The 7,481-nt window shown below is 67.1% G+C and carries 4 protein-coding genes and 2 pseudogenes; 4 read left to right on the plus strand and 2 right to left on the minus strand.

The window, feature by feature from the left end; all coding sequences use genetic code 11:
- Positions 1-491 precede the first annotated feature (491 nt).
- Positions 492-1,174: pseudogene (locus QFZ82_RS00975) on the minus strand (IS5 family transposase); the annotation flags it as partial.
- A 193-nt stretch (positions 1,175-1,367) separates the two neighbouring features.
- On the opposite strand from QFZ82_RS00975, the gene QFZ82_RS00980 reads away from it, so the two are divergent.
- Positions 1,368-2,774, plus strand: coding sequence for an IS1380 family transposase (locus tag QFZ82_RS00980; RefSeq protein ID WP_307711223.1), 1,407 nt, complete (start codon positions 1,368-1,370; stop codon positions 2,772-2,774).
- A gap of 332 nt (positions 2,775-3,106) precedes the next feature.
- Here QFZ82_RS00980 and QFZ82_RS00985 read toward each other — a convergent pair whose 3' ends face one another.
- Positions 3,107-3,403, minus strand: a complete 297-nt coding sequence (locus QFZ82_RS00985; RefSeq protein WP_307711319.1) for a hypothetical protein — start codon at positions 3,401-3,403, stop codon at positions 3,107-3,109.
- Positions 3,404-3,446: 43 nt separating this feature from the next.
- Here QFZ82_RS00985 and QFZ82_RS00990 point away from each other — a divergent pair.
- From QFZ82_RS00990 to QFZ82_RS01000, 3 genes and pseudogenes are all read left to right on the plus strand, one after another.
- Positions 3,447-4,645 (plus strand): annotated as a pseudogene (locus QFZ82_RS00990) (IS3 family transposase).
- A 105-nt stretch (positions 4,646-4,750) separates the two neighbouring features.
- The gene (locus QFZ82_RS00995; protein ID WP_307711320.1) at positions 4,751-6,127 is read left to right on the plus strand and encodes an IS1380 family transposase; all 1,377 of its coding nucleotides are present in this window, start codon (positions 4,751-4,753) and stop codon (positions 6,125-6,127) included.
- A 516-nt stretch (positions 6,128-6,643) separates the two neighbouring features.
- Positions 6,644-7,465, plus strand: a complete 822-nt coding sequence (locus QFZ82_RS01000; protein ID WP_307711218.1) for a thioesterase II family protein — start codon at positions 6,644-6,646, stop codon at positions 7,463-7,465.
- The last annotated feature ends 16 nt before the right edge of the window (positions 7,466-7,481 follow it).

The following is a 7,481-nucleotide window of genomic DNA, read 5'->3' on the forward strand; positions in this document are numbered from 1 at the left end:
TCGCCCTGTGAACGGCTTTCCCGTCCTCCCTGGCCGGGCGTGACTCCGGCGACTACTACGGGGCCTCCGTCGCCATAGGACTCGCGTCCCGTAGGCGATCCCACGTTCGTCTCTGTCTGTACGTTCTAGCGCGACACAGGCGTCCCACTCATCTCCTTGAATGTCCTCGCTGAACATCGCTCCGTGCTCCGGAAGTTGCTCCGGCCACACAATCGAAGCCAGAGCAGAGCGCGGCACCGGTTTCAGATGTCTTTCCGGCGGATGGGAACTTGCATCTTCTGGAGATTGGGCTTCAAACAATCCAGTCTTCGCCATATCGCGCGGGCCACCCAGCACACCGTCTCCGACAACTGAGCCCGGTCACTGGTTTTCTGACATGCTTTTGTCCCCTTCGCCTTTCGGATCCAGGTAAGTCATCGGGCCCAGGAACCTCCTTCCGAGTTCCTCCCGGCTGAGCCGGGGATACAAACAGAGCGCCTCGTGGCGCACAAGGCACGCTCGACCACCCAGCGCACCTTGCCCAGTCCGGAACCGTGGACGACACCGCGTCGCGCGATCAACGGCTTGATGCCCCGCTTCCACAGCAGGCGGCGGTACTTGTCGAAGTCATAGCCCCGGTCCGCATACAGACGCCGGGGCCTGCGGCGGGGGCGTCCCCGAAGTCCCCCAATCGGTGGGATGGCCTCCAGCAGCGGCAGGAGCTGGGTGACGTCGTGCCGGTTGCCGCCAGCGAGGGTGACGGCGAGCGGGGTTCCGTGACAGTCGACGATCAGGTGGTGCTTCGAGCCGGGGCGGGCGCGGTCGACAGGTGAGGGGCCGACGTGATCCCCCCTTTGAGAGCCCGGACGTGCGACCCGTCCACGGAGCAGTCATCCAGGTCCAGCAGGTCGGCGCGTCGAAGCTCGGTCAACAAGGCAGCGTGCAGGCGCGGCCACACGCCGGCCTCAGTCCAATCCCGCAGCCGACGCCAGGCCGTCACTCCGGAGCAGCCCACTGTCTCCATGGGGACGTCGCGCCACGCGACACCCGTCCGCAGCACGTACATGACGCCGGCGAGCGCCGCCCGGTCAGGAACGCGCAGCCGCCCGGGATAGCGGCGGCGGCGCTCAGGAGCGGGCGGCAGCAGCGGGGCCACCCGCTCCCACAGGTCGTCAGGAACAAGATCAGCGCGCACCCCGGACACCCTGCCGACCAAGATCGTTGAGCACAAGACCCGCAGCTCAACTCATTCTGAAACGACCAGTTAGCCTCGCCGTTTCGGTTGGGTACGGCTGGCTTTGGGGCGGAAACGCGAAAGTGCCTTCCTGACCTGGGACGATGAACCTTGCTGAGGGGTTCTGTCGGTCCAGGCGGAGGGCACTTTCTACGTGCAGGCTATCGGGTTGCGTCCCAAGGTCCATGTCAGTGCCGATGGTTCGGGGGTGGTCGGGCATGCCGGGGCACGGTTGCTGGCGGATCTTGCCGATGCCACCGGGCTGACCGCCGCGTACTCCGCCGCTCTCAGGCCGCTTCGGCCGCGCGGGACCGGGCATGATCCGGGCCGGGTCGCCACCGATCTCGCGGTGATGCTCGCCGACGGCGGTGAGGCGATCGCGGATCTGGCCGTGCTGCGGGACCAGGGCGAGGTGTTCGGCCCGGTCGCCTCCACGCCCACGGCTTGGCGGTTGCTCGCCGACACCGACGAGGCTGCACTCGCTTCGCTGCGAGCGGCCCGCGCTTCAGCCCGGGAAGTCGCCTGGATGCAGGCCGCCGAGACCGGCGAGGGCATACCTGCTGCTCGGGCCGGCGGACGAGAACTTCCCGGCCTGGTCCTGGACCTCGACGCCACGCTGGTCACCTGCCACTCGGAAAAGGAACAGGCCGCACCCACCTATAAGGGCGGCTTCGGCTTCCATCCGCTGCTGTGTTTCCTCGCGAACACCGGCGAGGCCGTGTCGGGGCGGCTTCGGCCCGGGAACTCCGGAGCCAACACCGCAAGCGACCACATCACGGTCCTCGACCAGGCGCTCGCGCAGATCCCCGACGCTCACCGGCACGGCACCGACATCCTGGTCCGCGCCGACAGCGCCGGATCCGCGAAAGCCTTCCTCGCCCACATCCGCGACGTGCGGAAACGAGGAATTCGTACCTTCTTCTCGGTCGGATACGCCATCACCGAGCCGGTCCGCCGCGCTGTCCGGGCCCTGCCCGACCGCCTCTGGCATCCCGCCCTGGACCAGGACGGGACGCTGCGTGATGGCGCCGAGGTCGCCGAGCTGACCGACATGGTCGACCTGACCGGCTACCCCGTCGGCACCCGCATCATCGTGCGCCGCGAGCGCCCGCACCCCGGCGCCCAGCTGTCCCTGTTCGACCTCGACGAGGGCCTGCGGCATCAGGTGTTCCTCACCGACACCCCCTACTCCGGTGGTGGTTCCGCCCAGTTCCTGGAGGTCCGTCACCGCGGGCATGCATGCGTCGAGGACCACATCCGGTGCGGCAAAACCACCGGCTTCGGCCGCTTCCCCTCCCGCGACTTCGCCATCAACACCGTCTGGCTCGAACTCAGCCTCACGGCGATCGACCTGATGGCCTGGACCCGTGTCCTGCTGCTGGACGGGGAGCTGGCCACCGCCGAGCCGAAGAAGCTCCGCTACCGGCTGCTGCACGTCGCCGCCCGCCTCACCCGCGGCGGCCGACGCCTGCGCTTGCGGATATCAGCGACCTGGCCCTGGAGACACGAACTGGCCACGGCCTTCCATCGCCTCGCAGCACTGCCCCGTCCCGCCGACTGACCGGCAACCCTGCCCGCCACGACCCGAAGGATCCTGGAGAACCCGACCACCGCGCCGGGACTCCGCCATGTCCGAACACCGAAATCGCATCGGTCACCCGACAGTTGCCCCTCAGCGACGCCTCACCGCCCCAACCGAAACGGCGAGGTTAGGGCGTTTGTATTCGCTTGACCCGTTTGGGCTTGGTGGCATCGACAATGGTGATGGCCGGAACGCGTGGGTGGTCTGTAACGCGGTGGGCGGCGCGTTTGAGGGGCCAGCTGGCGATTTTGCGTTTGATGACGCGGGGGTTGGACCGGCGGCGTCGCGGTGGCAGGAGGCGTTCGAGGAGTTCAGCGTGGGTGGCTTTGATGGCGCGGGCGAGTCTGCCGGGGGGAAAGTGCCGCCTGGTCGGTGACCTGGCGGCGCACGACGCGCAGTGAGCGGGTGAAGGAGATCCGGTCGGGGTCTCGGTCGGCTTGTTGTGCGACCTGGTGCATCAGTTGTCGGATGGCGTGGTGGACGAGCAGGAAGCCGTAGAGTTCCTGCTCGGCTCCGTCGGGGTGCTGGGACCGCAATACCAGGTGCGACCCGCCCAGGTGGGTCTTGATTTCGTCGAGGGTGTGAGGTGATCCCCGCGGTGTGGACACACCTGACAATGGATCTTGGTGATTCTGGAAGGTGTAGATCCACGTGGCAAGGCCCTCGAAGTACAGTGCGGAGTTCCGGTCCGACGCGATCGCGTTGTGGCGGGCTTCGGCCGGCAGAAGGACGTTCAAGGACGTCGCGGCCGATCTGGATGTCAACCCCGAGACGCTCCGCAGCTGGGTGCGTAACGCCGACGCACCGCCTGCCGCCGCTGCGTCCCAGGAGACCGAGGCCGAGCGGGCCCGGCTGCGGGCAGACAATGCCCGGCTGCTGAAGAACGAGAAGGAATGGCAGCTGGAGCGGGAGATCCTTCGCCGGGCAGCGGCCTATTTCGCCCGGGAGATGAAGTGAAGACCGCCGCTTGGGACTTCGTCTCCGCCCACGCCGAGGCCTTCGGCATCAAGCGGATATGCCGGGTACCGGGAATCTCCCGCTCCGGCTACTACCGGTGGATCGCCGGGGCCGAGGCGCGGGCCGAGCGGCAGACCGCTGAGGACGCCCTGGTCACCGAGATCCGCGAGATTCATGCCGAACACCGCGGGAACTACGGCGCGTAGCGCATCCATGCCGAATTACGCGGCTTCGGCCACACCGTCAACCGCAAGCGGGTCGCCAGGCTGATGCGCAAGCACAACATCGTCGGCCGCCACCTGCGCAGGAAGAAGCGCACCACCGTCGCAGACCGGCTCGCGCCACCAGTGCCGGACCTGGTCCAGCGGGACTTCGCCGCCGGGGCTCTGGACGAGAAGTGGTGCGGCGACATCACATACGTACAGGTCGGCGCCGTGTGGCTCTATCTCGCCTGCGTCATCGACATCCGCTCGCGCCGGGTGCTCGGCTACTCGATGGCCCCGCACATGCGGGCCGAACTCGTCATCGACGCGCTCCAGGCCGCGGTCGCGGCCCGCGGTGGCGACATCTCCGGGGTGATCTTCCACGCGGACAGGGGTTCGCAGTACACCTCGGCCGCGTTCGCCCAGGTCTGCGACCGGCACGGCATCCGCAGGAGCATGGGCAGGGTCGGCTCGAGTTACGACAATGCCCTCGCCGAGAGTTTCTGACAGAGGCTGAAGAGGGAGACGATGCACGGGAAGCTGTTCGTGACTATGCGGCAGGCGAGGCTGGAGATATTCCAGTGGCTCACCTACTACAACGCCCGCCGCCGCCACAGCGCGCTGGGCTACCTCTCCCCGATGGAGTTCGAACAGCAGCACCACAAGACAGCTAACCTCGCGCTTTCATGAGGCAGGGCGTCCGGTGGGTGATCAGAAACGCAGAGAGTGCTCCTGACCTGCAACGATGGGACTTGTCTAGTGTCCAGGTCGTCGCAGGAAAGAAGCACTCTCCAGGTGAAGAAGCGTATCGGGTCCTACCCGCGTGTCCGCGTCGAGGGCGGTGGCCGCGGGGTGGTGTCCCAGGCCGGTGGTGTGCTGCTGGTGGAGACGATCCGCAAGTCCGGTCTGGATCAGGCGATATCGGCGGCGCTTGAGCCGTGGCGAAGGCCGCGGGCGGTGCATGATCCGGGCAAGGTCCTGCTGGATGTGGCGCTCGCGGTCGCGCTGGGTGGGGACTGCCTGGCAGACGTCGGTCTGCTGCGGGCCGAACCGGCCATGTTCGGGCCGGTGGCCTCCGATCCGACGGTATCCCGGCTGATCGACACGCTGGCAGCGGGTGGGAAGCGTGCTCTGACCGCACTGCGGCAGGCCCGCTCTCAAGTCCGTGAATGTGTGTGGACGTTGGCCGGTGAGGAAGCTCCGGACGCCGGCGGGCAGGTGGTCGTGGACCTGGGCGGGGTGCTGGTGATCGCGCATTCCGAGAAGCAGGATGCGGCCGCGACCTGGAAAAAGACGTTCGGGCACCATCCGCTGATGGGGTTCGTCGACCACGGCCGGGGCGGGTCCGGGGAGCCGGTGGCCGGGCTGCTGCGGCCCGGGAACGCGGGCAGCAACACCGCTGCGGACCACATCGAAGCCGCCAGGATCGCCCTGAAGCAGCTGCCGAAGAAGTACCGGCGCGGACGGCGGACGCTGATCCGCACCGACTCGGGCGGCGGCACCCACGAGTTCGTGGACTGGCTTTCCGCGCGCGGCCGGTGGCTGTCCTACTCGGTCGGCATGACCATCACCGATGCCATCCACCAGGCCGTCGGGAAGGTCCCGGCATCGGCCTGGACGCCGGCCGTCGAGCCCGACGGCGAGATCCGCGACGGTGCCTGGGTCGCCGAACTCGACGGCGACTGCCTGACCGGCTGGCCCAAGGAGATGCGGCTGATCGTGCGGAAGGAACGCCCGCACCCCGGCGCCCAACTGCGCTTCACCGACGCCGACGGCATGCGCCTGACCTGCTTCGCCACCAACACCAAGCATGCTCCGATCGCCGCGCTCGAACTGCGGCACCGCCAGCGCGCGAGGGCCGAGGACCGCATCCGCGCCGCCCGCGCCACCGGCCTGCGCAATTTGCCCCTGCACGACACCGCGCAGAACCAGATCTGGCTGGAGATCGTCCAGATCGCCCTCGACCTGCTCGCCTGGATGCCCATGCTCGCTCTGGCCGGCACCGCCCGGGTGTGGGAGCCCAAACGCCTGCGCCTGCGGCTGTTCTCCATCGCTGCCCAGTTGGTCACCACCGGCCGCCGCCGCATCCTCCGCCTCGCGAAACACTGGCCTTGGACCAACCTGATCACCGACGCGTGGGCACGACTCGAAGCCCTCCCCAGCCCCGGCTGACCAACACTTTCTCGTCCCTACGGGCAGCGCAAGCCCACCGGAGCAGTGGAACCCGGCGCCCACCCGACGCGACTGCCGGGGCGATGTCATGCCCGAAACCCACAGCACAGACAGAAACAGCCCGCCAGATGAACTGGCGAGCTGTCATGAAAGCCCGAGGCTAAACTCCAACTCGCAGCATGAACCCCTGTGTCCACACTCCGGGAGTCACCTCAATCTCTACCGGACCCGGGGCGGTTCAGTCACCACCGAATATGAGACAGGGCCGCTCGTTTGACAGACCCCCGAACCAAACGATCACGTTCGGAAAGCGGAAGGTGTCTCACTTCAATCCCGCTGCGGTTGTCGTGTTTCGCTGTCTGGGGTGGTGCGACCAGGGGGTGTGGTGGCGGGTTGTCTGTCACAGGGCTGTGACACGGTGCGGACGGTCTCGTGGTCAACCCGCCCGTAGTTACTTGCAGAAGGCGATCGCACCACATGGTGATGCACCTTCCGCCCTGAAAGGAAAAAAAGACCATGCGACTGATAACCGACTCCCGGCATAATGATCTTGAAGTTGCTCGTCGTCGGCGTGGCTCGCTGGAGCGGCCGAAGCTGGTCTGCTTCCACCACGCGGGCGCGGGTTCTTCGGCCTTCGCCTCGTGGCAGAAAATCATCGGCGAGGCCGCTGAGGTTGTTCCCGTAACCCTGCCGGGGCGTGACCAGCGCAAGGCGGAGCCAAGGATCACCGATGCCGACCAGCTCATCGAAGAACTCCACACACAGCTCGGTGATACCCTCAACACTCACCCCTACATCCTTTACGGGCATAGCATGGGCGGCCTGGTGGCCTATAACTTCGCACGCGCCCGGGAACGGGCCGGCCTTCCCTCCCCGGCACTGGTCGTCATCGGGGCCACTCAAGCCCCTCACCTGGCCTCTCCCTTGCAGACCGGTCTGGAACTGCCCGACCGTGAACTGCTGCAACTGCTGGTCGCCCACCAGACCCTGCCACCCCAAGCCGCCCAAGGCGGCCGGCTGTGGGAACAACACGTACTCCCCGTCGTGCGAGACGACCTACACCTCGCCCAAGCACTCCTTACCGCTGAACGAACCCCACTCCAAGCCCCACTCCTCGCCCTGGCCGCACGCCGGGACACCATCTCCCCCCTGCACGGCATCATCGAATGGGCCGACTACGCCCCCGCCGGCTTCACCGTGCGCACCGTCGAAGGCGACCACCTCTTCGTACACGGCAACAAGACACCCCAAATCCTGCGCGAAGCAGCCATGCGACTGCACACAGGACACATCCCCACCGAATACGACCCCCTGGCCATGTGGCGCGAAGCAAGCTAAACAAAAACCAACTGAG

It is taken from the genome of Streptomyces sp. V4I23 (genome assembly GCF_030817975.1).
Classification (GTDB): Bacteria; Actinomycetota; Actinomycetes; order Streptomycetales; family Streptomycetaceae; genus Streptomyces.

What these genes read in the sequence shown, in the direction of transcription:
- QFZ82_RS01000 (WP_307711218.1), top strand. Translation starts at nt 6,644, where the DNA reads ATGCGACTGATAACCGACTCCCGGCATAATGATCTTGAAGTTGCTCGT.